The organism is Mesorhizobium sp. WSM4849, from assembly GCF_055811385.1.
This window is the reverse complement of record NZ_JBVVPW010000017.1, coordinates 114,152-138,028: the sequence shown is the minus strand read 5'-3', so window position 1 is coordinate 138,028 and position 23,877 is coordinate 114,152. Positions and strand designations below refer to the sequence as shown.

Sequence of the window (23,877 nt, the reverse complement as noted above, 5' to 3'; positions counted from 1 at the left end):
AACATGGGCCAAGTCACAGCGGCGGAGCTTGCTGGCGTCGGCAATTTTTCGAAGCTGGTTGATCTTCTGCGCGACAAACTCGAGTGGCCAATCGGCGATGACTACGGCTTCGATGATATCGTCTATGAGTATGACGCTGGCGATCTCGGCCTGAAGCAGGATGAGGTCGCCAAGATCCGAGAAATCCGCCAGCTCCGCCCATTGGTCACGGACCAGGCTTGGGGTATCTTTTTCATTTCGTTCGAGAACAAGAACATCTCGGTCACCGTGCTACGTCGCATGCTGCGGGGCTTGGTGGTTAGGAAGCGCGCGGGAGCCCAGACGCCGAATCGCCAGTCCTGGCAGCTCCATGACCTGATCTTCGTGACCAGTTTTGGCCGTTCTGGCGAGCGCGAGATCGCCTTCGCTCACTTCTCAGATGCCTCCGATACAGGCGATCTTCCTGTTCTGAACGTGCTAGGCTGGAACGGGCGCGATACTAGGCTGCACAACCAATATGTCGCCGAGATGCTTAGCAAGCGGCTGCATTGGCCGGACGACCCCGCTGACGTCAAGAGCTGGCGCGAAGACTGGGGAAGCGCCTTCGAGATCCGGCACGGCGAAGTCATCAGAACGGCGCGAGATTTAGCAATCCGCTTGGCGATCCTCGCCTCGAATATCCGTGCTCGGGCAAATCAATTGCTGGGGGCCGAGTCCGAGAGCGGTCCGATGCGCGGGTTGCTCGACGCCTTCCGCAAAAACCTCATCCAAGACTTGGACGAAGACGGCTTTGCCGACATGTTCGCCCAGACCATTTCATATGGTCTGCTGGCAGCAAAGATTTCGCGTCCGGGAGCCGATCTCGTCGCCGACAACCTCTCGGACATGGTGCCGAAGACGAACCCGTTCCTGCGCGAACTGTTCGCGTCCTTTCTTTCTCTAGGTGGGCGTGATGCGCGTCGGGGTCTGGATTTCGACGAACTCGGCGTTCGCGATGTGGTGGATGCCCTTAATTATGCCAACATGGACGCGGTTTTGAATGATTTCGGCAACCGCAATCCCAAGAAAGATCCGGTGATCCACTTCTATGAAGATTTCCTGAATGCTTACGACAAGGAGCAGAAGGTCGACGCCGGTATTTTCTACACACCGCCTGCCGTGGTGGGTTTCATTGTGCGCGGTGTGGACGAAATGCTGCGCACCGAGTTTGGTCTGCCGCTCGGACTCGCGGATACCACCACCTGGGAAGAGATGACGGCGCGGGATGAGCGGATAAAAATTCCAACCCATGTGAAGCCGGATCAACCTTTCGTCCAGATCCTCGACCCGGCGACTGGCACAGGCACCTTTCTCGTCGAGGTGATCGACCTCATTCACAAGCGGATGGAGGAGACCTGGCGAGAGGACCGAAAGTCGGAAGCGGAGATCAAGGAACTCTGGAATGCCTATGTGCCAAAACACCTACTGCCGCGACTGACCGCCTTCGAACTGAAGATGGCGCCTTACGCCATCGCTCACATGAAGGTTGGCTTGAAACTGGTCGAGACGGGATATCGTTTTGGCTCGGCCGAACGCCTGCACGTCCTGTTGACCAACTCCCTGCAGCCATCGCGCGAGCTTGATCTCGAAGAGCGCATGCGGCTGGAGGCGCTGGCACATGAGGCGCAACGTGCCAACGAGGCGAAGGACCGCACTCCGTTCACGGTCGTCATAGGCAATCCGCCCTACAAGGGCCACTCCGAGAATCCTAGCAAGATTAAAGGCAAGCTCACCTATGCGGGCGAGCTCATCCAGCGCTTCTTCAAGGTGCGCGGTGAGCCGCTCAACGAACGAAATCCGAAATGGCTCAACAATGACTATGTGAAGTTCCTAGCCTTTGCATTGAGCCAGATCGAGCAGACCGGCACTGGCGTTCTTGGCTACATCACGTCCAATTCTTGGCTCGATAGCGCGACCTTCCGCGGGGTCCGTACTGAAATCATCGATGCATTTCCTGTGCTTCGTATCGTCGACCTCCACGGCAACATTAACAAACGCGAGGTTGCGCCTGATGGGACGCGCGATGAGGGTGTTTTCGCCATCGAAGAAGGCACCAACGTCACCATTGCCGGCAAGATCGCGACAAAGTCGACAATTCAGCAAATTGACCTGCTCGGGCGCGTCGGCTCTGGAACCGATGAGGGGAAGTTAGCATGGCTAGAGGCACATGGCTTGCAAGCCGCAGTAAATCCGCTCCATCCTCTTCCTCCCATATTCAGATTGACGCCGATGGAAACCTCCAGAGGTGGTGCAAATCCAATCCTTACTGAGTTCTATTTACAACCATCGTTGCGCGATATGCTTCCGCTGAATAACGCAGGAATAGTGACAGCCAATGACGACCTTTGCGTTCAGTTCACTAGAACCGAGATGGAGACGGCTGGCGAGCAGTTCTTAGCAGTAGACTTGGACCCATTGTTGCTCGAACGTGATCGGCGAGGGGGTGCAAAAGATTGGAAGTTGGAGGCAAAGGCTAATCCCGTACGCGTGAGCCTCAGGAGGACGAAGGAGCCCCGTGACTGGCAAGTCGAGTGGGCGCAGGATGACCTCAAGGCACTATTGGATTGGCGCCATCATGTTCAGCCGGTCGCCTACCGGCCATTCGATGCGCGTTATACGATTTTCACTGGAAGTTCTCGCGGCTTTCAGTGCATGCCGCGACAAGAAATCATGTCTCAAATGCTCGATGGACGCAATCTAGCGCTTTCGACAGTGCGTCAGTTAGCTGCATTTCCGTGGGAGCATGTTCTTGCCTGTCAAAATATACAGGACGATTGCTTCATTTCGAACCGAACTAAGGAACGCGGCTATTTGTTCCCTCTTTGGCTAAAGCAAGCCGGCAGCGAGACGCACCGGCGGCCGAACGTGGAACGCAAGCAGGCAGTCGCCTTTGGCGATATCGTCGACCTGACTTATGAAGACGGAATACCGAAGGGCCAGCAGCAGAGTTTTGGCTCCGACTACCGAAAGGAAAAGGGCGAACAGGCGTCGCTTCTGGAACCCGCCTGGGATGGGCGCGGGGATCTGACTAGGACATTCGGGCCGCGCGACTTGTTCGATTGGATCTACGCCGTCCTGCATTCGCACGGCTACCGAATGCGCTATGCCGAGTTCCTGAAGTCCGATTTCCCGCGCATCCCGAGGCCGAAGGACCGCGCCACCTTCGCCGCAATCGTTCCGCTCGGCTCCGAACTCGTCGCGCTTCACCTGCTGAAATCCGACGAGGCGGCGGTGTTGCGGGACCCCGACATCCGCTTCGCCGGCCACGGCGAGGCGCGGGTGGAGCGGGGCTTTCCGGACTACGAGAACGGTAAAGTAATGATCAACGGCTCGCGCTGGTTCGAGGACGTGCCGCGCGATGCCTGGGAGTTCCATGTCGGCGGTTATCCGGTCTGCCAGAAATGGCTCAAAGACCGCGCCGCCACGGGCGGCACGAACCCGTCGCCTGGTCGTGTGCTGACCGACGAAGATATTCTGCACTACCGGCGCTTAATTGTCGCGCTAACTGAGACCCGGCGCCTGATGGGCGAGATCGACCGTGTTATCGAACAGCACGGCGGCTGGCCGGGAGCATTTCATCTTCCACCTCCGCCTCCGCCTACAATCGAGCAGATAATCCAAGCGGATGAGGGCCAGGACCTCGAATACAAGAGCACGCTACAGTTCGACCTCAAGGAAGGCGCGAAAAGCAAACTAGTGCGCAAGGCCACATTGAAAACGATTGTTGCGTTTCTCAACTCCGGGCCCGGTTTGCTGGCCATCGGCGTAAGCGACGACAAGAGAGTCGTTGGCCTTGAACAGGACTTTTCCACGATGACACCGGAAAAGCGCTCAAGGGAGTGGTTTCAGCAGACCCTCGTAAACCTGATGAATGAGCAGATCGGGAGTGAATTCGCACCATCGTATTCAATCCGTTTCGCCACGCACGAGGGCAAGCTCGCCTGCATTGTGGAGGTCAAGGAACGTGGACCCAAACCGGCGTACCTGAAAGACAATGAAGCTCGCGAGTTTTACGTGCGCACCAGCAATGTCACAAAGCAGCTGAAGGGTGAGGAAATTGCGAACTACATCAATACGCATTGGAGATAACAAACCGACAGCAGCGGCGTTGGCTGTCCCACACGTCGAGACAGCATGATGGATACGTTGCAGTTTGAGATCGCCTGCTTTCTTGCCGAGAAGGCGATGAGACGCACACGAGCCACCTATCAACAGGTCGGCGAGGCGATCGGCTGGAACCACCCTACGGGTCGCGGGGCTGGGCAACAATCTCGAAGTGATCTTGCACTACCTCCACGACCATGAGCTGCCGCCGTTAACGACAATCCTTGTGAAGAAAGGCGAGCGGCACCCTGCAGACGATGCGATGGCCTATATTCGCGGTGCACTGGGCGACATCGATATCGAGGCGGCGCAGCAGCAGGTGTTTGACTTCGACTGGTCGAGTGTGCCGGAACTGGCGCCAGACACAAACAAATTGCCGAATGGCCGCGACGCCTGGCTGACCTCATTCTGGGGATTTGACCCGGCCAACTGGGGTTGCATCGGATTTGCCGACGAAGGAAAGAGGTCTCGATACCTGAACCTGTCGAAACCTGGCGCCTTTGTCGCGATTTATGTGACCAAGGGCAAGGGGCCCGACAACATGCGCGGCAAGTGGTAGGTGTCCTCGAGGTCTCTCACGAAATTGGTCATGCGAAAGACCTCATCTCCGGCGATCGATGGGCTGAGAAAGAGAAAGAAAGACCCGGAGTCGCGAGGCAAATGGCTATACGCCGTCAAGGCAACCCGCGCGTGGCGGATCGTGCCCGAAGACTGGATGCGTGTGGAGGACCTCCTTCCATCGGCCTATGGCAGCGCCCACCCTGAATTCATCGGCTCGAGCGGTGTGCAGGTGACCCGTGAAGAAGCGGAACGGCTACTGCAGTTGGATGTCTATGAAGTCCCCGTCTATGGGCAGACGCAGCCAGTAGATCCCACGATCCAGACGCTCGATACGGCGCTTAGCCCAAGCCGCGCGGTGCCGAAGGGTTTTGCGTCTCGACATGCATGTACCCGCGCTCTTGCGCATCGTTCGCAACTCATTTTACTCCCTACCGACTCGGCCTCAACGCTCGGTCCGCAGCAGCAATCCCGCTAACTATCGGCTCATGAAGTGTCACCTCAAGGTTTAAGCCCGAGGCTACCTTGTCACAAATAGTCGATGTCAACCCAGATGTTACATCGGTCGGGGAGGAGGGTGTTACGTCACCTCAGGGCATACCCCGGCGTGCAACAATGGCAGCTATGCGCCGCTACGGTCGCGCGATTACATTTGCCGTCATCCAAAAGCCGTTTTAGCAACTCGGCCCAATCAGCCGACAGACTCGTGGCCGGGCGCTCGGTTATTGCGAGTGGCGAACCCATTCGGAAGTGACCGTTCGTCTGTCAGGCGGAAGTTACAGAAAGGCCACTCCATAAGCGCGATGAAACGGCGGACGTTTCAATGGTGCAGTAGAAGTTCGATGCCCCGGATGCGCCACGGCTCGAGGGATGCGACGAAATGCGGAGGGGCCCCTTGCCAAGATCGCGGTAGTTCACCACACTTCTTGCACTTACCATTTCTTTGCCCCTGACAACACGGACGGTGGTTCTCTAATCAATCAACTTCCAGTGGGCTGACGAACTCGCACTTGCTGGTTTTAGTGAAAACCTTTTTTCGGGGGCCGCAGAGTGCGTTATGATCTGGAAAATATCGTTCAAAATTGGCTTCGCCTCGGCTACGTAGCCGTGCCCCCATCCAAAGAGGTCCGTCTTTTCAACCTCGACGGTATCGATCTTGTCGAACAGAAATATTGGAGGTAGTAGGCCAACTCGCGCATAATCGTGAAGCCATCCTGATGCAGACAGCGCGACATCGCCGCCGCAAACGTAGGATGTGGTACGTCCGGAGTTAAGAATGATGTGCGGACCGACGTTCTTCATCACGTCTTGGTCTACGTCCGCTGCTGCCAGTATGATCTGATTGATGCCGCTTAATTTGTCCGGTTGCTGGTATCCGATGATTTCCAGGGCACCTGTTAAGCAGCGGCAGCCCATGCTGTGCGCGATGACGTTCACACCGACACCTCTCGCGTTTTTCAGGTAACTCAAAAGGTATTCGACCAACACATATTTGCTCGCTTCCACGGCTGCCTCATCGGCAGGGTACCCTTTCAGCGTCCCCTTCGAAGGCCAACTGAACAAGCTCACTCCGCGTTCAAGACCAAGATCGAACCCAATTTGGGCAGCCCAAAGCACGGCTGTTTCAAAATTGTTGTTGTAGCCATGGATTAGAATAGTCGGCGGGGAAGCGCCCTTTGACGTCGAGAAGTTGTCGCGCACGACCTGCCAGTGAAGCTCATCGTCGAGAAGAACAAGCTTCCTAATTTTCAGTCGGTCATCACCCTTGAGCAGCCGTTTCCAGAATGGCGAACCAATAGATCCTACCTTGTGCGCCTTGGGAACGAAGACTTCACAGGATCCGTAAGAGAGAGCGGTGTTGCGTTCGGAGCCGAACGAAATGTCGGCCCCCGTTCGAAGGAGATTTCGATTCGTTGCATAGAGTACCTGGTAGGTCGGCTCTTTGCTGTCACCAGGATTTTGCATCCCCAGGCGCGGCAGCGAGTAAGCCTCGCCCGCCCAGCCGTCGAGGTCGAAATCGTCAGTCTTGTCAGCGGAGGCGAGGACGCGCTGCCTCTGAGCTTGCGGTATTGAAAGCCGTTCGATGATCGCCCCAGCGAAATTAGCGCCTTCCAGTTGTGCATCTTCAAACCGTGCTCCGGCAAAATTTGCGTGGATAAAGTCGGCTCCCTGCGCTCTGACTCTCGAAAGGTCAGCGCGATTGAATTTTGCGCTGTTAAAGGTGGCTTCGGTTAAGTCAGCTCCAGAGAGGTCAGCGCCTTCAAACTTTGATCTCGAAAAATCAAGGCCAGTAAAATTGGCCTCTCTGAGGTTGGCGTTGGAAAAATTGAAGCGCCTAAAGAAATCTGATCGCGTCCTGCCATCATACCATTCGGGAATAGCCTCGCGAAAATTCAGCCCCGAAAGGTCGGGGTTGAATTTCACCAGCCGACGACGATCATTCCAAGCAGAATGGCCATCTTTAACCCACTCTACATGTTCTGCTTTTGCCACGTGTTTCCCCCCTTGATCTGCTACGCTTTCAGATGTGCTGCCTTCTAAATCAAGAAACTGATCGGCGAATAGATCCTTCCACGGAGTGAAGTTACACACTAGGTGACAAGCGCCACAAGTTTCCTCCGGTTTTTGAGAAAGTCCCTAGGTTGATGTTCGCCTAAGGCGGCCTAGTTTTCCAGAGTTTTTGGCGAACTAGTTGGGCGTAAAATTACCCGGCGAGAAGTGCGGTCGATGGCTGCTGTTGTCGTCCGTCCATGGGTTGATCCGGACCCGAGCCTCGGCCAGATACGAGAACAGCGTCTCGTTAATCCGAGACAACCGCATTCAACCCCTGAAAGGTCAGATGTCTTAGTGCTGCATCACATTAGATGACTCCTGGCACTTTCTGCCCCTTGGCTCTCCAACGAACGCTGCAGAACTGGCTATACAATCACGGCGCACAGATTGAGTAATGTCCGGTCCGGGGTGCGCCGTCGTGCTGGCGGCCGACATTGTGGCTATAGAGGAATGACCGCTTTTCTATGTTCGTTTGCTTCAAGCGGACAGACGGCACACAGCCCAAATCACGACATTTATGGATCGGCTTGATAAAGCGGCATCTGGCGCAACCACGACCTCTAGCGTGATCGCCGACGAAGTCCGCTTTCGGGATGCAGCAAAGCTGATCTCTATGGCCGAGATCAGGCGCTAAGCGGTCGCGGCACGAGGAACGAAGGTCACCAACGGGTCATTGAACGCTGGATAGCGAGTAAGGTCCGGTTTGAGAGGAAAATCGGCGCCGGAAGGCGGCATTGGGTCACCACTTTCCCTTGGCCTCCGTTCAGAGATGGTCTGCAAGGGGTAGGTCGGATCTTGGCGGGTACCAGGCGTCATGTGTGGATGCCCCGTGATGCAAGGAGGTTTTCGAACGTCGAGGGCATGTGATCGGTGCGGTTATGTGTCAGGCCACGCTGTTGCGGCGTATCCGGCGCAACTTTTTAAAGAATCCGATATCGCGAAAGCCTGCCAGCTTTTTCTTAGTATTTGGTTGCGAAGAGTCCCATGATCTGTGTCGTTGTCCAAACTTCTGTGTCGTCCGACATTTATTGGCGCACCCGACAGGATTCGAACCTGTGACCTCTGCCTTCGGAGGGCAGCGCTCTATCCAGCTGAGCTACGGGTGCTTTCAGGATCGACGATCCGGAAAACGAACCAGCCGGTAAACCGGCCAGCCACGGCTTCTTAGCGGAAGCCGGCGCGGGCTTCAACGGGCAAGTGGCAGGCGGCAAGGCTGCGAACTCGGAATAACGCATTTTTGGGATTGCTCATTCCACGGAGGCCCGCGATCTGGAGCCGGCCATGACCCTCGAAGGTACGAGAAGCAAGGCCAAAGGCCGGCAACCTGCGGTTTTGTCGGAGCTATGAGAATGGCGCCAAAGCCTGAAACGAAAAACCCGCCTCGGCGGGCGGGCGCAAATCAGCACTATGAATAAATTCCTAGCATAATTGCCGTCACCTGTCAAGTTGAAACCGCCGATCAAGAGCTCGCCCCCAACTCCCGAACCCCTCTCACTGCTCGGCATACAGCAGCCGCGTCGTCGTGTTCGACGTCGGCGACAGGTTGCGCTGGATCAGCGCCTCGACGTGGTCGTTGCGCTGGCGCGCGCTGTCGGCGCCCATCACCACGAGGATGAGCCGGCGGCCGTCGGCATCGTAGGAGGTGACGATGTTGAAGCCCGACGCTCTGATATAGCCGGTTTTGATGCCGTTGACGCCGCGGACGCGGCCGAGCATGTCGTTGTGGCCGCGCACCAGCCTGCCGCGGAACATGAAGTCGCTTTCGGAGAAATAGTGGAAATGCTGCGGGAAGCGGGCGCGCAGCGCCGTGCCGAGCACCGCCATGTCGCGCGCCGTCGTCAGCTGGCCGGCGTCCGGCAGGCCCGAAGCGTTGCGGAAGACGGTGCTGCGCATGCCGATCTGGCGCGCTTTGGCCGTCATCATCGCGGCAAACGCCTGTTCGCTGCCGCCGAGATATTCGGCGACGGCGACCGCCACGTCATTGGCCGATTTTACGGTGATCGCGCGGATCGCCGATTCGACATCGATCGTCTCGCCGCGCCTGAAGCGCAGCTTGGTCGGCGGCTGCCTGGCGGCGTTGTCCGAGACCGGGATCAGCGTCGTCTTGCTGATTCGGCCCTGATCCAGCGCCTCGAACAGCAGGTAGAGCGTCATCATCTTGGTCAGCGACGCCGGATAGCGCGGCGCCGTCGAATTGGCCTCGAACAGCGTCTTGCCGCTGCTGCCGTCGATGACGACAGCCGCATATTTCTGCGCCGGCGCCGGCACCGCCAGCATGGTCTCAGTCGGCGTCGTCGCGCAGCCGGCGACGAGCCCTAGCAGCGCCAGCGCCGCGACAAATCTTTGGATGAACGGAAAGAGGCGCGGTTTGGACACTGTTCTGGAGGGTAGCTGTTGCTGAAACGAATGGGAAACTAGCCTAACCCAATGGCGCCGTCTATTTCGTTAACACCGGTCTTCAGGGCAATCGCTTCAGGTTTGAATTCCCCCGCTCCTGGCGTTGGCGCCGCCCCTCACCTGCCTGTCGGCATCCTCTCCCCGTATAGTGACGGGGAGAGGGACGCTGTCATCGACGGTTTCGCCAACCACCAGCGTTCGCAAGAAGGGCGCCGGCATTGCGGCCAGCTTCTTTCTCTCCCGTTTACGGCAGGGCTATCGCTGGGCCGAGGCTTTCGCTTTACGATGGACCCCCACCCTAACCCTCCCCACAAGGGGGAGGGAACGCTGCCGCGCGCCTTTACTTTCCCTTTAGCGCGCCGGAAGGCAGGCAATTTGCCGAGGTCAGCGCCAACGGAAGTCTCCCTCCCCCTTGTGGGGAGGGGTTAGGGGTGGGGGTACATCGTAGAGCGAAAACCTCGGCTTTACCTGCGATAGTGCCCATCACCCAGCTTGCGCAACCGGCACCGAGCGGGTTTGCTGGCGCCGGCAGAATCAGCAGGTGCGCCATGGATACGCTCACGATCAAGGCAAAAGGCATTTCGGTAACTGTCGATCTCACCGTCGGCCATCTCGCCGAGATAGTGGTCGATATCGACGGGCGCCGGCTAAAACCGCTGCATCGCGCGCCGTGGATCGACGAGCCGCGCGAGACGCTGCCGCAGGACCTGCCCGAGGGCACCGTTCGCCTGTCCGGCGATTTTTTATGCGCGCCGTTTTCGCGAAGCGATGTCGAGGAAGCACCCTTGCATGGCTGGCCGGCCAACAGCCCCTGGGATGTCGTCGCCTCCGCGGCGGCTGCCGATGGCTGGCGCGCCGTTTTCAGGCTGCAGCACAAGGTCATGGGCGCGACGGTCGACAAGGTCCTCACCTTGCGCGGCGACCATCCGTTTCTCTATCAGGAACATGTCTTTTCCGGCGGGTCGGGCGCGATTTCCGTCGCCCATCATCCGATGACGGCGATGAAGGACGGCGGCAAGCTGGCCTTCTCGCCGAAGCGATTTGCGGCAACGCCGGACGACCCGCTCGAGCCCGACCCGGCCCGCGGCCGTTTCCGCTTCGCCTATCCCGCGCGTTCCGCCGACCTGACGCGTTTTCCGGCCGCCGATGGCGGCACGCTCGACCTGACCGACTACCGCATGGACCAGAGCCGGGAGGATTTCGTCACGCTGGTCGAGGCCGACCATGGCGGGCCGGGCTGGACCGCACTGGCGCGAAAAGCGGAAGCCGATCTCGTTGTGGTGCTGAAGAACCCGGCCGAGCTGCCGGTCACCATGCTGTGGATCAGCAATGGCGGTCGCGCCTACCCGCCGTGGAGCGGCCGCCATCGCGGCGTGCTCGGCATCGAGGACGGCCGCACCGCGCTCGGCCATGCTGCGTCGCTGGGTGACAACTGGCTGAAGCGGGAAGGGGTGGCGACCGCCTTTGCCCTTGGCGAAGGCCGCAATGTCTCGTTCCGCCACGTCATCGGCGCACTGCCCTTATCAGGCGGCGAGCCGCCGCGCGACATCGCCACCGCGCAGGGGCACATGCGTGTTGCGGCGGCTGACGGTTCGACGCGGGATGTCGCTTTCGACGGCGATTTCCTGAGGATTGGCAGGTCGGTTCCTGTCTGATTGGGTTGTGCGCAGGCATTCGCTCAGCGGGCGCTTGCGCTGCCCCTCACCTGCCTGCCGGCGTCCTCTCCCCGTATAGTGACGGGGAGAGGGGCGCTCTCATCGACGGTTTCGCCAATCACCAGCGTTGCAGGAAGGGCGCCAACATCGCGGCCAGCTCTTTCTCCCCGTCACTATACGGGGAGAAATGCCCGGCAGGGCAATGAGGGGCGGCGCCGACCTCGACAATTGGTCGGCCTTCAACAGCAAGCGATCATTACTGAAGCGACTATCCTGGACAACGTCAATCCCGCGTTTGAAATTCTCGCGAACTGTCGCCAAGATGCGATCGAAAACACCCAGCCAGAAAGGCTCCGATGTCCGAGATTGCTCACCTCGCCGCCACCATCTTCAAGCGCGCCGGCAAGGCGCAGCGTTTTGTCGTTGCCATCGCCGGTCCTCCGGGCGCCGGCAAGTCGACGCTGTCGGCCCGCCTGCATGAACTGCTGCCGGAAGGTGCGGCCGAAATCGTGCCCATGGATGGGTTCCATTACGACGATATCGTGCTCGAGCAGCGCGGCCTGCGCGCGCGCAAGGGCGCTCCGGAGACCTTTGACTTTGCCGGTTTCGAAACCTTGCTGAAGCGCATCCGCGCGGCCGAGCCCGACATCGCCATTCCGGTGTTCGACCGCAGCATGGAGCTGTCGCGCGCCGCCGCTTCGATCATCGCCGCCGACACCAAGTTCATCCTGGTCGAAGGCAATTATCTCTTGCTTGACGAAGAACCCTGGTCGCGGCTGGCGCCGCTGTTCGATTTCTCGATTTTCGTCGATGTGCCGCGCGCTGAGCTCGAGCGCCGGCTGTTGGAGCGATGGCATGAGCATGGCCGCTCCGACGAGGACGCCCGCGCCTGGATCGCCTACAACGACATGCCCAACATCGACCGCGTGCTTGCCCGCCGCCGCCCTGCCGATCTGGTGATCTCGCCGATCAATCCTGATTTGCAGGACAGCCCGCACCTGGAACCTTAGGACTTTCCGACCGTTATGGCAGATACGGCAATGATGCTGACATGAGGAAACTGTCCGATGGCAACTCCGATGGCAACCAAGGCAAGAAAGCCTGCGCCCGGCAAGGGTAGGGCAACTCGATCAAAGGCAATTGAATCCAAGGCAACTGAATCAAAGACCGGCGCTGGCCCGGCGGTCGCCGCCCGCTCGAAGGATGCGACTAAGCGCACCTTTGGCAAGGCGGCACCGAAGAAGGTGATGCCCGCCGCAGCCAAGGCACCGGCAAAACCGGCCAAACGCAGGAAATCGGCAAATGGCGGCTTGGCAGACAGCGCAATGCGCACCGTCAAGACGACGGCCAATGTTGCGGCCGGCGCGGTTGTCGCCGCGGCCAAGAGCGCTGCGTCCCTTGCCGCTTCCGTTATGGGCAAAGGCGGCCATGGCCAAGGCCGGCGCTAAAACGAAAGCCAAGGCGAAATAGGCCGAGTTTCTGCGGCTACGGTCGGTTTGATCAGCCGCGAGCGGGGATGGTGAGGCCCTTTTGCACCGCCGGCCGGGCAAGGCCGCGTTTCAGCCATGCCGCGACATTGCGAAAGTCGTCGAAGCCGACTAGCTCCCCTGCCTCGTAAAAACCGATCAAATTGCGCACCCAGCCCAGCATCGAGATATCGGCGATGGTGTAGTCGTCGTCCATGATCCAGCTGCGGCCTTTCAGCCTCGTCTCGAGTACACCGATCAGCCGCCGCGATTCGTCGCGATAGCGCGCCAGCGGCCGCTTGTCGGCGATCTCGCGTCCGGCGAATTTGTGGAAGAAGCCGACCTGGCCGAAGATCGGCCCGATCGAGGCCATCTGGAAGAACACCCACTGGATCGTTTCGTAACGCCGCACCGGGTCGGCCGGGACCAGCTTTCCGGTCTTGTCGGTGAGATAAAGCAGGATGGCGCCGGATTCGAACAGCCCGATCGGCTTGCCGCCCGGGCCGTCCGGATCGATCATCGCCGGGATCTTGCCGTTGGGGTTCAGCGACAGGAATTCCGGCGTCCAGCTCTCGTTCTTGCCGATGTTCACCGCATGCGCCTCGTATGGCAGGCCGAGTTCCTCGAGCGCGATCGACACCTTCACCCCGTTCGGGGTCGGGAACGAATAGAGCTGGATGCGGTCGGGATGGCTGGCCGGCCAGCGCGTGGCGATCGGAAAGGCGGACAGGTCGGTCATCGAAACTCCTGGGCGGGATTTTTCGCGCGCAAGCGCGCGGTCGTGGCGAGCGGCAACAAGTCTCGCCGTATCTGGGGAACCGGTTGCGGTCAGACCGCCTTGAACGCCAGCACCGCATTGGTGCCGCCGAAGGCGAAGCCGTTGCTGATCGCCGCGCGCACCTTGCGCTCGCGCGCCACATTCGGCGTGATGTCGAGATCGCAATCGGCGTCGGTTTCGCGAAAATTGGCCGTCGGCGGCACGATGCCTTCGCGGATCGCCATCACGCAGGCGATCAGCTCCAGCGCGCCCGACGCGCCGAGGCAGTGGGCGTGCATCGATTTGGTCGAGGAGATCGAAAGCCTGTGGGCATGATCGCCGAAGACGCGCTTGATCGCCGCCGTCTCGATCTGGTCGTTGGCCCTGGTGCCGGTGCCATGCGCATTGATATAGTCGATGTCTTCCGGGTTGAGCCTGGCATCGACGAGGCAGAAGCGCATCGCCGCCTCCGGCCCTTCGATGGTCGGCGCGACGATGTCGGAGGCATCGCCGGAAAGACCGGCGCCGGCAATTTCGGCGAGAATCGTGGCGCCGCGCGCCATGGCATGCTCGTAGGTTTCCAGCACAACCATGCCGGCGCCTTCACCGAGCACCAGGCCCTGGCGATCGGCCGAAAACGGCCGGCAGGTGTCGGGTGCCAGCACCCGCAGCGCCTCCCAGCCTTTCAGGATGCCCCAGACCAGCGGCGCATCGGTGCCGCCGGCGAGCATGACATCGGCACGGCCGAGCCTGATCTGGTCGACCGCCGAGGCAATGGCGTGGTTGGACGAGGAGCAGGCCGAGGTGACGCCGAAGACCGGCCCGCGCAGGCCGAGATTCATGCTGACATGGCCGGCCGCAGCGCCCGGCATCACTTTCGGCACGGTGAAGATGCCGGTGCGGTTCTTGCCCTCGAGCAGGATGGCGCGATAGCTCTCTTCGATCGCCTCCCAGCCGCAGACGCCGACGCCGACGATGGCGCCCATCCGGTAGGTGTTGGCTGCGTGCGGGTTCAGCCCGGCTTGTTGCGCGGCCTCCCGCGCGGCGATCGTCGCCAAAAGGCTGAAGCGGTCCATCGAGACGACCTGCTTGCGGTCGATGCCGTGATCGGGAAGCGTCCTGATTTCGCAGCCGACCCTGATTTTCAGGTCATGCAGCTCCGAATTGACGATCGGGCCGATGGCCGAGCGGCCGGCGCGCATCTCGCCCCAGATCGCGGGCGCATTGGTGCCGAGCCCGCATATGCCGCCGATGCCGGTAATGACGACGCGCTTGTGCATTCGGTCAGGCTTTTTTCGCGATCAGCGCGCGAACCGCCTCGACCATGTCGCCGACGTTCTTCAGGTTGCTCCAGGCATCGACCGTGTTCATCTCGATCTCGATGCCATACTGTTCCTCGAGGTCGAAGATGATCTCCGTCAGTTCCAGCGAATGAATGCCAAGTGAGGTCAGTTCGGTGCTGGTGGTGATTTCTTCGCCACCGGGCTCGGCATGAGCTTTGATCTTCTCGATGATGTCCGTTGCCAGCTGGTCAGCCATTCGGTTCCTTCCCCAACCCTTGTCGTTTCCCGGCGCCGACTGATCGACGCCTCTTTTTCCCCAGGCTCAAATCGTCATCATCGCCTTTTATCCCGACAGGCGCTGTGTGACCGTACCAAGACGGCTCCTCTATAGAAACCGAAACGTTGTCAAGCAACAAGCTATATGTCGACAAAGCCGCCCGGTGTGGTCTGGATTTGAGGTTCCTACGACTTGATGCCACCGGCGGATAGGAACCTCAAATCCAAACCACACCAGAGTCCCGTAAGTTGCTCATATGGCTTTGAATCCGAAATTCGTTCATTACGCTGCTCCAAAGTGATGCGAATTTCGGATTCAAACCATATGAGTGTGCTTAAGTTGGCGCCGTGGATATCATCGGACATAACCTGACCTTTGTGCCGCCGGCCCAGCGCGTCGCCGGAACGGCGCAGCTCGGCTGTGACAAAAATGGCGGCCGCACGCGTCTTCGGCGGCTTTATCAGGATGGTTCCGCCAAGATCCGCATGCCGGCCGTCTCGGCCGATCCGCTCGAAGCCGTCCTGATCAACACCGCCGGCGGGCTGACCGGCGGCGACCGCCTCGGCTGGGAGGTCGATGTCGGCGCCGGCGCCTCCGCCACCATAACCACCCAGGCCTGCGAGAAGGTCTACCGCGCTGCGTCCGATCGCGCCGAGGTGCGGGTGAAGCTGACAGTCGGCGCCGGTGGCCGCATCGCCTGGCTGCCGCAGGAAACCATCGTCTTTGATCGATCGGCCTTTGCCCGCAGGCTCGACCTGGAGATTGCCGCCGGTGCCGAGGCGCTGGTGCTCGAGGCGACCGTCTTCGGCCGGCTCGCCATGGGCGAACGCGCGGCGCATGCCGCTTTCCACGACCGCTGGCGCGTCAGCCAGGAAGGAGCGCTCGTTCATGCCGAGGATTTCCGCATCGGGCCCGGCATTGCGGCCATTCTCAGCCGTTCCGCCGTGGCCGGCGGCGCCATCGCCATGGCGACGGTGCTGATGATCTCGCCGCGGGTGGAGGCTTTGCTCGATCCCGCCCGCGACATCATCGGTGGCCAGGGCGACGCCAGCGTCTGGAGCGTGAAGAAATCTGGCAAGCTTCTTGCGAGGCTGTTTGCCGAGGACGGCTACCAGCTCCGCAAGCGGCTGGTTCCGCTTGTCGAATTGCTCAACGGACGGGCGGGTCTGCCCAAATTATGGTCACTCTGATTCCGATTACGCCATCCTAGGGAAACGCATGAACCTGACGCCAAGGGAAAAGGACAAGCTGCTCATCGCCATGGCGGCGATTGTGGCGCGCAAGCGGCTCGAGCGCGGCGTCAAGCTCAATCACCCGGAGGCGATCGCGCTGATCACCGACTTCGTCGTCGAGGGCGCCCGCGACGGCCGCCAGGTCGCCGAACTGATGGAGGCCGGCGCCCATGTCGTCACCCGCGCGCAGGTGATGGAAGGCATCGCCGAGATGATCCATGACGTTCAGGTCGAGGCGACGTTTCCCGACGGCACCAAGCTGGTGACCGTGCATGAACCGATACGGTGAGGAGAGGAAAATGCTTGAGCTGCGCCCCAACTGCGAATGCTGCGACAAGGACCTGCCGCCTGAGGCGACGGATGCGCTGATCTGCACCTTCGAGTGTACCTTCTGCGCCGAGTGCGTGGAACATGTGCTGGGCGGCGTTTGTCCAAACTGCGGCGGTGATTTCGCACCGCGCCCGATCCGGCCGGCAGCGATGCTGAACAAATATCCCGGCTCGACAAAGCGTGTCCTCAAGGCCGAAGGCTGCGGCCCGGCCCGCAAGGCCGCGTGACGGCACGATCCTGACAACGGAAGGCATATCGATGGTCCCCGCAACGATCAAACGCACGTCGCTCTCGGCGATCCTGCTTCTCGCCGCCGGCCTCCTCTTCGGCGTCTTGTGAGGCTGGCGATGATCCCGGGCGAAATCATCACGGCAGGCGGCGAGATCGAACTCAACAAGGGCCAGCCGACCGTCACCATGAAAGTGGCCAACAGCGGCGACCGGCCGATCCAGGTCGGCAGCCACTACCACTTCTTCGAGACCAATGAGGGGCTGAAATTCGATCGCGACATGGCGCGGGGCATGCGCCTCGACATCGCTGCCGGCACGGCGATGCGCTTCGAGCCCGGCCAGGAGCGCGACGTCACCTTGGTGCCGCTCGGCGGCAAGCGCGAGGTCTACGGGTTCCAGCAGAAAATCATGGGCGCGCTGTGAGATCCAACGCGTCGAGCAGTTTCGGCTCAGCTGGGCGGCTTGGCCGCCGCGTAGATGACGACCTTGCCAGGATCGTCGAATTCCACGGCGAGAACGTCTTCGGTCTGCACGCGTCGAGAGTCGATGGCGTTGAACAGCAATGCGTTCGCCTCGATCTCCTGGCGCAGTTCCGCAATGTCGTCCTGATGCTGTTCGACCTTGCTTTCTATCGCCGGCGGCAGACCGCCTTCCGTGCGCGCGGCGTCGGTGAGGAACACGATATCGACTTTGTCGAGCTTGGATGTCTTGCGCACCGTACCGATGTTTTCACGCGTCCGGTCGATCGCCGTGGCGACTTTGCCGGCTTCGACAGCCGTGTTGGTCTCTTCCTGGCCGACCTCCGAGCCGATGATCTTGTTGACGGTATCAGGGCCTTCCAGGCCCTGTGCATTCAGCGCGGCCTGGGGAATGCTCGCCGCGAGAAACGCAGTTGCGGCAATCATATGCAGCCATCTGGTGTCGGGGAAGGTGGTGATCGCCATCGCTCGCTCTCAGAGCCTCTTTCGAGACTCGCTTCTACGCCAAAAAGTCGAAACGTATTCCGCCCTGCGAAGGTTCCCTCCCCGATGCGGCAGGCCGACCTTGTGCCGGCCCGCCACAGCGCATCGTCAGCTCGCTTTCTTGGTGATCAAGGTCAGCGAGCCGTTGGCGTCCATGCTGGCGGCGATCACTTGCGCCGAGGTGAGTCCTTTGGCTTCGAGCGCGGATTTGACCTGCGGGGTCGAGTCAATCGAGCTGCGCAATTTCTGCAGGCCGTCCTCGCCGCGCTTGGCGATCACTTCGTTGACCTTCGTCTGCGTTTCCTTGGGCAGTTCCTCGATGTCGACGACGTTGACGGTCTGAATCGCCGGAACTTCCGGCTGAGCCGGCTGAGCGCCGGGCGCCGCGGGGGCGGGCGAAGCCGGCGGCTCGCCGGGTTGCGGCGCCGGCTGTTGCTGGGCGCTGGCAGCGGTCGCGAGCAGGAGGGTGGCGGCGGCTGCGAGACTTATCGTTTTGCGCATGGATATTCCTTTCCATCGATTGGCAGACGGTCGTTTTGGGGTGACCCGGCCACCTCAAACGTTAAATGGGATCGGAAGGTGTCGCTCAGCGGGTCATTGCGTGACCATAGGATGGCGACAATGTGGGGCCGGGCTTCGACCGGCTGTGTTTTGGACCGTGTTTCGGGAGCAATTGCTGATGGCTAGAATCACCCGCGCCGCCTATGCCCAGATGTACGGCCCGACCGTCGGCGACAAGGTGCGGCTGGCCGACACCGAACTGTTCATCGAGGTCGAAAAGGATTTCACCCTTCATGGCGAAGAGGTGAAATTCGGCGGCGGCAAGGTCATCCGCGATGGCATGGGCCAGAGTCAGGTGTCTCGCGCCCAAGGCGCGGTCGACACCGTCATCACCAATGCGCTGGTCGTCGATGCATCAGACGGCATCTTCAAGGCCGATATCGGCCTCAAGGACGGACGCATCGCCGCGATCGGCAAGGCCGGCAATCCGGACATGCAAAACGGTGTCACCATCATCATCGGCCCCGGCACCGAGATCATCGCCGGCGAAGGCAAGATCCTGACCGCCGGCGGCTTCGACGCGCATATCCATTTCATCTGCCCGCAGCAGATCGAAGAGGCGCTGATGTCAGGCATCACCACCATGCTCGGCGGCGGCACCGGACCGGCGCATGGCACGCTGGCGACGACCTGCACGCCTGGGCCGTGGCATCTGGCGCGCATGATCCAGTCCTTCGACGCCTTCCCGATGAACATCGGCCTGTCGGGCAAGGGCAACGCGTCCTTGCCGGCCGCGCTTGAAGAGATGGTGCTGGGCGGTGCCTGCTCGCTGAAGTTGCATGAGGACTGGGGCACGACACCAGCGGCAATCGACTGCTGCCTGTCGGTCGCCGACAACTACGACGTGCAGGTGATGATTCACACCGACACGCTGAACGAGTCCGGCTTTGTCGAAAACACGGTGGCGGCGATCAAGGGCCGCACCATCCACGCCTTCCACACCGAAGGCGCCGGCGGCGGCCATGCGCCCGACATCATCAAGGTTTGCGGCCTGCCCAACGTCATCCCGTCCTCGACCAATCCGACCCGGCCCTACACCGTCAACACGCTGGCCGAGCATCTCGACATGCTGATGGTCTGCCATCATCTGTCGCCGTCGATCCCCGAAGACATCGCCTTTGCCGAAAGCCGCATCCGCAAGGAGACCATCGCCGCCGAAGACATTTTGCACGACATTGGCGCCTTCTCGATCATCTCGTCCGACAGTCAGGCGATGGGCCGCGTCGGCGAGGTGGCGATCCGCACCTGGCAGACCGCTGACAAGATGAAGCGCCAGCGCGGATCGCTGCCGCAGGAGACCGGCGACAACGACAATTTCCGCGTCCGCCGCTACATCGCCAAATACACGATCAACCCGGCCATCGCGCATGGCCTGTCGAACGAAATCGGCTCGGTGGCGGTCGGCAAGCGCGCCGATCTGGTGCTGTGGAACCCGGCCTTCTTCGGCGTTAAGCCGGACATGGTGCTGATCGGCGGCATGATCGCCGCCGCCCCGATGGGCGATCCCAACGCCTCGATCCCGACGCCGCAGCCAATGCACTACCGGCCGATGTTCGGCGCCTATGGCAAGGCGATGACAAACTCGTCGGTGACCTTTGTCTCGAAAGCCGCGCTCGATGCCGGCCTGCGCGGCAGGCTCTCCGTCGACAAGCAGATGGTCGCCGTCGAGAACACCCGCGGCGGCATCGGCAAGCATTCGATGGTGCTCAACGACGCCACCCCGCATGTCGAGGTCGATCCCGAAACCTACGAGGTCCGCGCCGACGGCGAATTGCTCACCTGCGAACCGGCCACGGTGCTGCCGATGGCGCAACGGTATTTTCTGTTCTGATCCCTTACCATCGCCTTGGCGGCTGAGCGTCAAATATCGATGCCTCAGTTGTCCTAGGCTCTCACGTGCCGTTTTGCGATTGTCTCGAAATTGGGGCATGATGGGCTCATGAACAGGATTGATCGTCTCAGGGCCCTCACTCCCTACGAAGCGGACTACGTCCAGTGGTGCGCCGAGCAAGGCGCGTTGTTGCGCGAAGGTCGTTTCTCCGACCTCGATCGTGAGAATCTTGCCGAGGAGATCGAGAGTTTAGGGAGACGTGACAAAAGAGAAATTCGCAGTCGGATGGAGGTGCTGCTTGCACATCTCCTAAAATGGGAATTCCAACCGGGCCATCGAAGTCATAGTTGGCAGTCGTCAATTTCCGAACAGCGCATCTGGATCGGAAACATCATCAAGGACAGCCCGAGTCTTCGCCGATACCCGGCTCAGATTTTCGACCAGGCTTACGGGCATGCGGTGCTTGTCGCGGTTAGGGAAACGGGTCTCAGGAAATCTCACTTTCCAGGCGAACCTCCATTCACATCCAAGCAGGCGCTCGATGAACGATTTTGGCCGGGCAACCCACTTTCGATGGGCGATTTCCTGCGGGATTAGCTGGCTTCTTCTTTAGCGTGTTCCTTGCCAAGGGGTAGCTAATGAACCAGCAACTCCCTTACGCCCACGACATCTTCCCGCACATCCGCATCGTCATGGGCATGGTGATCGGCCTTGGCGTCACGCGGCTTTTGTCGGGGCTGGCCCGCATCGTCCAGCATCCGGGCCAATACCGGCTCTATCCGGTGCATCTGGCCTGGGTTGTGTCGGTGCTTTTGATGCTGGTGCATTTCTGGTGGTGGGAATTCGGCCTGTTCCAGATCGAGACCTGGACCTTCGGCAAGTACCTGTTCATCATCTTCTACGCGGTCACGCTGTTCATGCTCTGCGCGCTGCTGTTTCCGGACTCGATGCTGGACTACACCAGCTACGAGGATTTTTTCTATTCACGCCGCGCCTGGTTCTTCGGCTTGCTGGCGGCGACCTATCTGCTCGACGTGATCGATACGCTGCTGAAGGGGCCCGAGCATTTCGCCCGCTTCGGTGTTGAATATTTGTTCCGCACGCCGGTGTTCGTCGCATTATGCGTCATCGCGATGCTTGTCCGCGATCGCCGCTTCCACATCGCCTTTGTCGCCGCCGCCCTCATCTACCAGATATCGTTTATCCTGCGGCTCTTCGACACGATTGTTTGAGCACCATTGGGGCGGCGGACGCGATAGGCTACGCTTGTTGGGAAAGGCAGTTTTTACATGAAGCTCGACATCCGCACCGATTTCACCAAATTCCCGCGTGCCGTCTCGGTGCTCGCCGCCGGCGAAGCGGGAGCGGTCACGCCGTATGATCGTGCGGTGCTGGCCCATGACGAGCGGCATCTGCGCCGCCGCGCCATCGAAACGGCCCGTAGCGACAAGGTGCTGGTCGACCTGCCCGAGCCGGTTGCCTTGAACGATGGCGACCGGCTGGTGCTGGAGGATGGCCGCCACATCGAGATCATTGCGGCCGAGGAACCGCTCTACGATATCCGTGCCAGCGGCCCTGTCCATCTGGCCGAGCTTGCCTGGCATATCGGCAACCGCCACCTGGCTGCCGCCATCGAGGCTAACCGCATCCTCATCCTGCGCGATCATGTCATCAAGGCGATGCTGGAAGGGCTGGGTGCGACCGTGAGCGACGTTGCCGAGCCGTTCAAGCCGGTGCGCGGCGCCTATTCCGGGCACAGTCACGGTCATGCCCATGCCGAGGCGCATGCGCACAGCCACGCCGAGGCGCATTCCCACGCCCACGGGGAGTCGCATTCCCACAGCCACTCGCACGACCATGACTGACCAGCCTTCCAACATCGCTTTGTTGCGGCTGATGGCGTGGCTGTCGCCTGCCTTCCCGGTCGGCGGTTTTTCCTACAGCCATGGTCTCGAACAAGCCGTGCATGCCGGGCTGGTCGCCGACAGCGAAAGCCTCGCCGCATGGCTGGAGACGCTGGTCGAGATGGGCTCGGGCTGGAACGATGCCGTGCTGTTTGCCGAAAGCTGGCGGCGCGCCCGCCAAGCCGGCGATCTCGCCGAAATCGCCGCACTCGCCGAGGCATTGGCCGGCTCGCGCGAGCGCCATGCCGAGACCATGCTGCAGGGCGCCGCCTTCCTGAAGGCGGCATCGGCCTGGCCGTGTCAGGTGCTGGACCGTCTGCCGGCCGAGTGCGCCTATTGCGTCGCAGTCGGCGCAACTGCCGGTGGCAACGCCATCGCCCTGCAGGACGCGCTCTCCGCCTTCCTGCAGACCTTCTTCTCCAACCTCGTCCAGGCCGCGATCCGGCTCGGCGTCGTCGGCCAGAGCGGCGCCACCGCGCTGCTCGCCGGCTTCGAACCGCTGGCGCTCAACGTCGCCGCCCGTGCTGCCGGCTCGACGCTGGATGATCTCGGCGGCTGCGCGTTCGTCTCGGATGTCATGGCGATGAAGCACGAGACGCAATATTCGCGGCTGTTCCGTTCATGATCATTCTCGCCTTCGCGCTCTCGCTCGTCCTGCTGCTGATCACCGCGCTGCATGTCTATTGGGGTATTGGCGGGATCTGGCCGGGTAGGGACGCTGCCTCCTGTGCCCGCGCGGTGGTCGGCTTTCGCGGCGTCGACGAGATGCCGGCGCCCTTCGCCAGCTTCGCCGTCGCCGCCTGCCTCGGCCTGGCGACACTGTGGCCGATGGCGCTTGAAGGCGTGTTTGCCACGCTCTTTCCCAAGGTCGGGCTTGTCGCGACAGCGCTGCTCATCGCACTCGTCTTCCTGGGGCGCGGCATTGCCGGCTTCACGCCCTGGTGGCGCCGGCTGGCGCCCGAACAGCCTTTCGCGCGGCTTGATGTCAGCTACTATTCGCCGCTCTGCCTGGTTGTAGGGCTCGGCTTCGCCTTCCTTGCCATCACGGAGTTCCCTAGATGACACAAGCCAATGGTCCTCTTCGCATCGGCATCGGCGGCCCCGTCGGCTCCGGCAAGACGACGCTCACCGAAAAGCTCTGCAAGGCGCTGCGCGACGAGTTCTCCATCGCCGTCGTCACCAATGACATCTACACCAGGGAAGACGCCATAATGCTGGCCCGGCTTCAGGCGCTGCCCGAGGATCGCATCATCGGCGTCGAAACCGGCGGCTGCCCGCACACCGCCATCCGCGAGGACGCCTCGATCAATCTGCAGGCGATCGCCGAGATGACCAAGAAATTCCCGGATCTCGATATCGTCTTCATAGAATCGGGCGGCGACAATCTTGCCGCCACCTTTTCCCCCGACCTCGCCGATCTGACGCTCTACGTCATCTCGGTCTGCCAAGGCGAGGAAATCCCGCGCAAGGGTGGGCCGGCGATCACCCGGTCCGATTTCCTGGTCATCAACAAGAGCGATCTCGCCCCTTATGTGAACGTCAATCTCGACGTCATGGAGAGCGACGCCGCCCGCATGCGCGGCAAGCGGCCGTTCGGCTTCACCGATCTGTCGCGCGGCAAGGGTCTGCAGGAGGTGATCGATTTCATCGTCGAGCATGGCGGGCTAAGCGTCGACGCCGCCAGAAGCACTGCGGCGTGAGGCAAAGCGCTCGTCTGCACCAAACGAAACCGGTTGCGCGCATCTGCGGCGCGCGGCAT

General features: G+C 60.9%; 24 protein-coding genes and 1 tRNA gene. 16 read left to right on the top strand and 9 right to left on the bottom strand.

The genetic code is table 11. From position 1 onward, the window contains the following. The first annotated feature begins 3 nt into the window (after nt 1–3). From AC0L3L_RS20590 to AC0L3L_RS20580, 3 genes are all read left to right on the top strand, one after another. Complete coding sequence (locus AC0L3L_RS20590) at nt 4–4,107, top strand: type ISP restriction/modification enzyme (protein WP_473638918.1); 4,104 nt, start codon at nt 4–6, stop codon at nt 4,105–4,107. Nucleotides 4,108–4,300: 193 nt separating this feature from the next. Further along, nucleotides 4,301–4,681: a hypothetical protein gene (locus tag AC0L3L_RS20585; RefSeq protein ID WP_473638917.1), complete on the top strand. Its 381-nt coding sequence runs from the start codon at nt 4,301–4,303 to the stop codon at nt 4,679–4,681. Nucleotides 4,682–4,711: 30 nt separating this feature from the next. After that, on the top strand, nt 4,712–5,158 hold the full coding sequence (locus AC0L3L_RS20580; protein ID WP_473638916.1) for a hypothetical protein: 447 nt from the start codon (nt 4,712–4,714) through the stop codon (nt 5,156–5,158). A 494-nt stretch (nt 5,159–5,652) separates the two neighbouring features. Here the strand turns inward: AC0L3L_RS20580 and AC0L3L_RS20575 are convergent, their stop codons facing one another. The 3 genes from AC0L3L_RS20575 to AC0L3L_RS20565 form a co-directional block, all read right to left on the bottom strand. Next, a complete protein-coding gene (locus AC0L3L_RS20575; protein ID WP_473638915.1) occupies nt 5,653–7,173 on the bottom strand; it encodes an alpha/beta hydrolase in 1,521 nt (506 codons plus the stop codon). A 1,089-nt stretch (nt 7,174–8,262) separates the two neighbouring features. Next, nucleotides 8,263–8,339 (bottom strand) — tRNA-Arg (locus tag AC0L3L_RS20570). A 385-nt stretch (nt 8,340–8,724) separates the two neighbouring features. Beyond that, nucleotides 8,725–9,609 carry a D-alanyl-D-alanine carboxypeptidase family protein gene (locus tag AC0L3L_RS20565; RefSeq protein WP_473638914.1) on the bottom strand — a complete coding sequence of 295 codons (885 nt, stop codon included), beginning with the start codon at nt 9,607–9,609 and terminating at the stop codon, nt 8,725–8,727. A gap of 569 nt (nt 9,610–10,178) precedes the next feature. Here AC0L3L_RS20565 and AC0L3L_RS20560 point away from each other — a divergent pair. Together AC0L3L_RS20560 and AC0L3L_RS20555 are read left to right on the top strand one after the other, a co-directional pair. Then, nucleotides 10,179–11,285 carry a hypothetical protein gene (locus tag AC0L3L_RS20560; protein ID WP_473638913.1) on the top strand — a complete coding sequence of 369 codons (1,107 nt, stop codon included), beginning with the start codon at nt 10,179–10,181 and terminating at the stop codon, nt 11,283–11,285. A 356-nt stretch (nt 11,286–11,641) separates the two neighbouring features. Beyond that, on the top strand, nt 11,642–12,295 hold the full coding sequence (locus tag AC0L3L_RS20555) for a nucleoside triphosphate hydrolase (RefSeq protein ID WP_473638912.1): 654 nt from the start codon (nt 11,642–11,644) through the stop codon (nt 12,293–12,295). Here the strand turns inward: AC0L3L_RS20555 and AC0L3L_RS20550 are convergent. The 4 genes from AC0L3L_RS20550 to AC0L3L_RS20535 all read right to left on the bottom strand — a co-directional run bounded on the left by AC0L3L_RS20550 (nt 12,292) and on the right by AC0L3L_RS20535 (nt 15,047). Next, complete coding sequence (locus AC0L3L_RS20550) at nt 12,292–12,669, bottom strand: hypothetical protein (protein ID WP_473638911.1); 378 nt, start codon at nt 12,667–12,669, stop codon at nt 12,292–12,294. The genes AC0L3L_RS20555 and AC0L3L_RS20550 overlap by 4 nt on opposite strands. Before the next feature lie 116 nt (nt 12,670–12,785). Then, on the bottom strand, nt 12,786–13,490 hold the full coding sequence (locus tag AC0L3L_RS20545) for a glutathione S-transferase family protein (RefSeq protein WP_473638910.1): 705 nt from the start codon (nt 13,488–13,490) through the stop codon (nt 12,786–12,788). 89 nt (nt 13,491–13,579) lie between these two features. Beyond that, on the bottom strand, nt 13,580–14,788 hold the full coding sequence (locus AC0L3L_RS20540) for a beta-ketoacyl-[acyl-carrier-protein] synthase family protein (RefSeq protein WP_473638909.1): 1,209 nt from the start codon (nt 14,786–14,788) through the stop codon (nt 13,580–13,582). 4 nt (nt 14,789–14,792) lie between these two features. Continuing rightward, complete coding sequence (locus tag AC0L3L_RS20535) at nt 14,793–15,047, bottom strand: acyl carrier protein (protein ID WP_010912831.1); 255 nt, start codon at nt 15,045–15,047, stop codon at nt 14,793–14,795. Nucleotides 15,048–15,415: 368 nt separating this feature from the next. On the opposite strand from AC0L3L_RS20535, the gene AC0L3L_RS20530 reads away from it, so the two are divergent. The 4 genes from AC0L3L_RS20530 (at nt 15,416) to AC0L3L_RS20515 (ending at nt 17,283) form a co-directional block, all read left to right on the top strand. Then, nucleotides 15,416–16,258, top strand: a complete 843-nt coding sequence (locus tag AC0L3L_RS20530; protein ID WP_473638908.1) for an urease accessory protein UreD — start codon at nt 15,416–15,418, stop codon at nt 16,256–16,258. Between the two features lie 28 nt (nt 16,259–16,286). Next, on the top strand, nt 16,287–16,589 hold the full coding sequence (locus AC0L3L_RS20525; RefSeq protein WP_023801505.1) for an urease subunit gamma: 303 nt from the start codon (nt 16,287–16,289) through the stop codon (nt 16,587–16,589). 10 nt (nt 16,590–16,599) lie between these two features. After that, a complete protein-coding gene (locus tag AC0L3L_RS20520; protein ID WP_473638907.1) occupies nt 16,600–16,857 on the top strand; it encodes a DUF1272 domain-containing protein in 258 nt (85 codons plus the stop codon). 120 nt (nt 16,858–16,977) lie between these two features. Next, nucleotides 16,978–17,283, top strand: a complete 306-nt coding sequence (locus AC0L3L_RS20515) for an urease subunit beta (RefSeq protein WP_473489424.1) — start codon at nt 16,978–16,980, stop codon at nt 17,281–17,283. 26 nt (nt 17,284–17,309) lie between these two features. Here AC0L3L_RS20515 and AC0L3L_RS20510 read toward each other — a convergent pair whose 3' ends face one another. Further along, nucleotides 17,310–17,804: a hypothetical protein gene (locus AC0L3L_RS20510; RefSeq protein ID WP_473638906.1), complete on the bottom strand. Its 495-nt coding sequence runs from the start codon at nt 17,802–17,804 to the stop codon at nt 17,310–17,312. Nucleotides 17,805–17,930: 126 nt separating this feature from the next. Further along, entirely contained in the window at nt 17,931–18,323 is a 393-nt protein-coding gene (locus tag AC0L3L_RS20505) for a hypothetical protein (protein WP_473638905.1), read from the bottom strand. Between the two features lie 178 nt (nt 18,324–18,501). Between AC0L3L_RS20505 and ureC the strand changes: the two genes are divergently transcribed. From ureC to ureG, 7 genes are all read left to right on the top strand, one after another. Beyond that, complete coding sequence (ureC, locus tag AC0L3L_RS20500) at nt 18,502–20,214, top strand: urease subunit alpha (protein ID WP_473638904.1); 1,713 nt, start codon at nt 18,502–18,504, stop codon at nt 20,212–20,214. A gap of 108 nt (nt 20,215–20,322) precedes the next feature. Further along, on the top strand, nt 20,323–20,811 hold the full coding sequence (locus tag AC0L3L_RS20495; RefSeq protein WP_473638903.1) for a DUF29 domain-containing protein: 489 nt from the start codon (nt 20,323–20,325) through the stop codon (nt 20,809–20,811). A 41-nt stretch (nt 20,812–20,852) separates the two neighbouring features. After that, nucleotides 20,853–21,446 carry a hypothetical protein gene (locus AC0L3L_RS20490; RefSeq protein ID WP_258121033.1) on the top strand — a complete coding sequence of 198 codons (594 nt, stop codon included), beginning with the start codon at nt 20,853–20,855 and terminating at the stop codon, nt 21,444–21,446. Between the two features lie 57 nt (nt 21,447–21,503). Beyond that, complete coding sequence (locus AC0L3L_RS20485) at nt 21,504–22,079, top strand: urease accessory protein UreE (RefSeq protein WP_473638902.1); 576 nt, start codon at nt 21,504–21,506, stop codon at nt 22,077–22,079. After that, nucleotides 22,072–22,743: an urease accessory protein UreF gene (locus AC0L3L_RS20480; RefSeq protein WP_473638901.1), complete on the top strand. Its 672-nt coding sequence runs from the start codon at nt 22,072–22,074 to the stop codon at nt 22,741–22,743. The genes AC0L3L_RS20485 and AC0L3L_RS20480 overlap by 8 nt, the downstream gene beginning before the upstream one ends. Then, complete coding sequence (locus tag AC0L3L_RS20475; RefSeq protein WP_473638900.1) at nt 22,740–23,180, top strand: DUF3995 domain-containing protein; 441 nt, start codon at nt 22,740–22,742, stop codon at nt 23,178–23,180. The genes AC0L3L_RS20480 and AC0L3L_RS20475 overlap by 4 nt, the downstream gene beginning before the upstream one ends. Then, complete coding sequence (gene ureG, locus AC0L3L_RS20470) at nt 23,177–23,818, top strand: urease accessory protein UreG (protein ID WP_473527023.1); 642 nt, start codon at nt 23,177–23,179, stop codon at nt 23,816–23,818. The genes AC0L3L_RS20475 and ureG overlap by 4 nt, the downstream gene beginning before the upstream one ends. The last annotated feature ends 59 nt before the right edge of the window (nt 23,819–23,877 follow it).

Excerpts from the sequence above, each read along its gene's own strand:
- AC0L3L_RS20590 (WP_473638918.1), top strand. The coding sequence starts at position 4 with ATGGGCCAAGTCACAGCGGCGGAGCTTGCTGGCGTCGGCAATTTTTCG.
- AC0L3L_RS20580 (WP_473638916.1), top strand. The coding sequence starts at position 4,712 with ATGCGAAAGACCTCATCTCCGGCGATCGATGGGCTGAGAAAGAGAAAG.
- AC0L3L_RS20560 (WP_473638913.1), top strand. The coding sequence starts at position 10,179 with ATGGATACGCTCACGATCAAGGCAAAAGGCATTTCGGTAACTGTCGAT.
- AC0L3L_RS20555 (WP_473638912.1), top strand. The coding sequence starts at position 11,642 with ATGTCCGAGATTGCTCACCTCGCCGCCACCATCTTCAAGCGCGCCGGC.
- AC0L3L_RS20545 (WP_473638910.1), bottom strand. The coding sequence starts at position 13,490 with ATGACCGACCTGTCCGCCTTTCCGATCGCCACGCGCTGGCCGGCCAGC.
- AC0L3L_RS20540 (WP_473638909.1), bottom strand. The coding sequence starts at position 14,788 with ATGCACAAGCGCGTCGTCATTACCGGCATCGGCGGCATATGCGGGCTC.
- AC0L3L_RS20535 (WP_010912831.1), bottom strand. The coding sequence starts at position 15,047 with ATGGCTGACCAGCTGGCAACGGACATCATCGAGAAGATCAAAGCTCAT.
- AC0L3L_RS20525 (WP_023801505.1), top strand. The coding sequence starts at position 16,287 with ATGAACCTGACGCCAAGGGAAAAGGACAAGCTGCTCATCGCCATGGCG.
- AC0L3L_RS20520 (WP_473638907.1), top strand. The coding sequence starts at position 16,600 with ATGCTTGAGCTGCGCCCCAACTGCGAATGCTGCGACAAGGACCTGCCG.
- AC0L3L_RS20515 (WP_473489424.1), top strand. The coding sequence starts at position 16,978 with ATGATCCCGGGCGAAATCATCACGGCAGGCGGCGAGATCGAACTCAAC.
- AC0L3L_RS20510 (WP_473638906.1), bottom strand. The coding sequence starts at position 17,804 with ATGGCGATCACCACCTTCCCCGACACCAGATGGCTGCATATGATTGCC.
- AC0L3L_RS20505 (WP_473638905.1), bottom strand. The coding sequence starts at position 18,323 with ATGCGCAAAACGATAAGTCTCGCAGCCGCCGCCACCCTCCTGCTCGCG.
- ureC (WP_473638904.1), top strand. The coding sequence starts at position 18,502 with ATGGCTAGAATCACCCGCGCCGCCTATGCCCAGATGTACGGCCCGACC.
- AC0L3L_RS20495 (WP_473638903.1), top strand. The coding sequence starts at position 20,323 with ATGAACAGGATTGATCGTCTCAGGGCCCTCACTCCCTACGAAGCGGAC.
- AC0L3L_RS20490 (WP_258121033.1), top strand. The coding sequence starts at position 20,853 with ATGAACCAGCAACTCCCTTACGCCCACGACATCTTCCCGCACATCCGC.
- AC0L3L_RS20485 (WP_473638902.1), top strand. The coding sequence starts at position 21,504 with ATGAAGCTCGACATCCGCACCGATTTCACCAAATTCCCGCGTGCCGTC.
- AC0L3L_RS20480 (WP_473638901.1), top strand. The coding sequence starts at position 22,072 with ATGACTGACCAGCCTTCCAACATCGCTTTGTTGCGGCTGATGGCGTGG.
- AC0L3L_RS20475 (WP_473638900.1), top strand. The coding sequence starts at position 22,740 with ATGATCATTCTCGCCTTCGCGCTCTCGCTCGTCCTGCTGCTGATCACC.
- ureG (WP_473527023.1), top strand. The coding sequence starts at position 23,177 with ATGACACAAGCCAATGGTCCTCTTCGCATCGGCATCGGCGGCCCCGTC.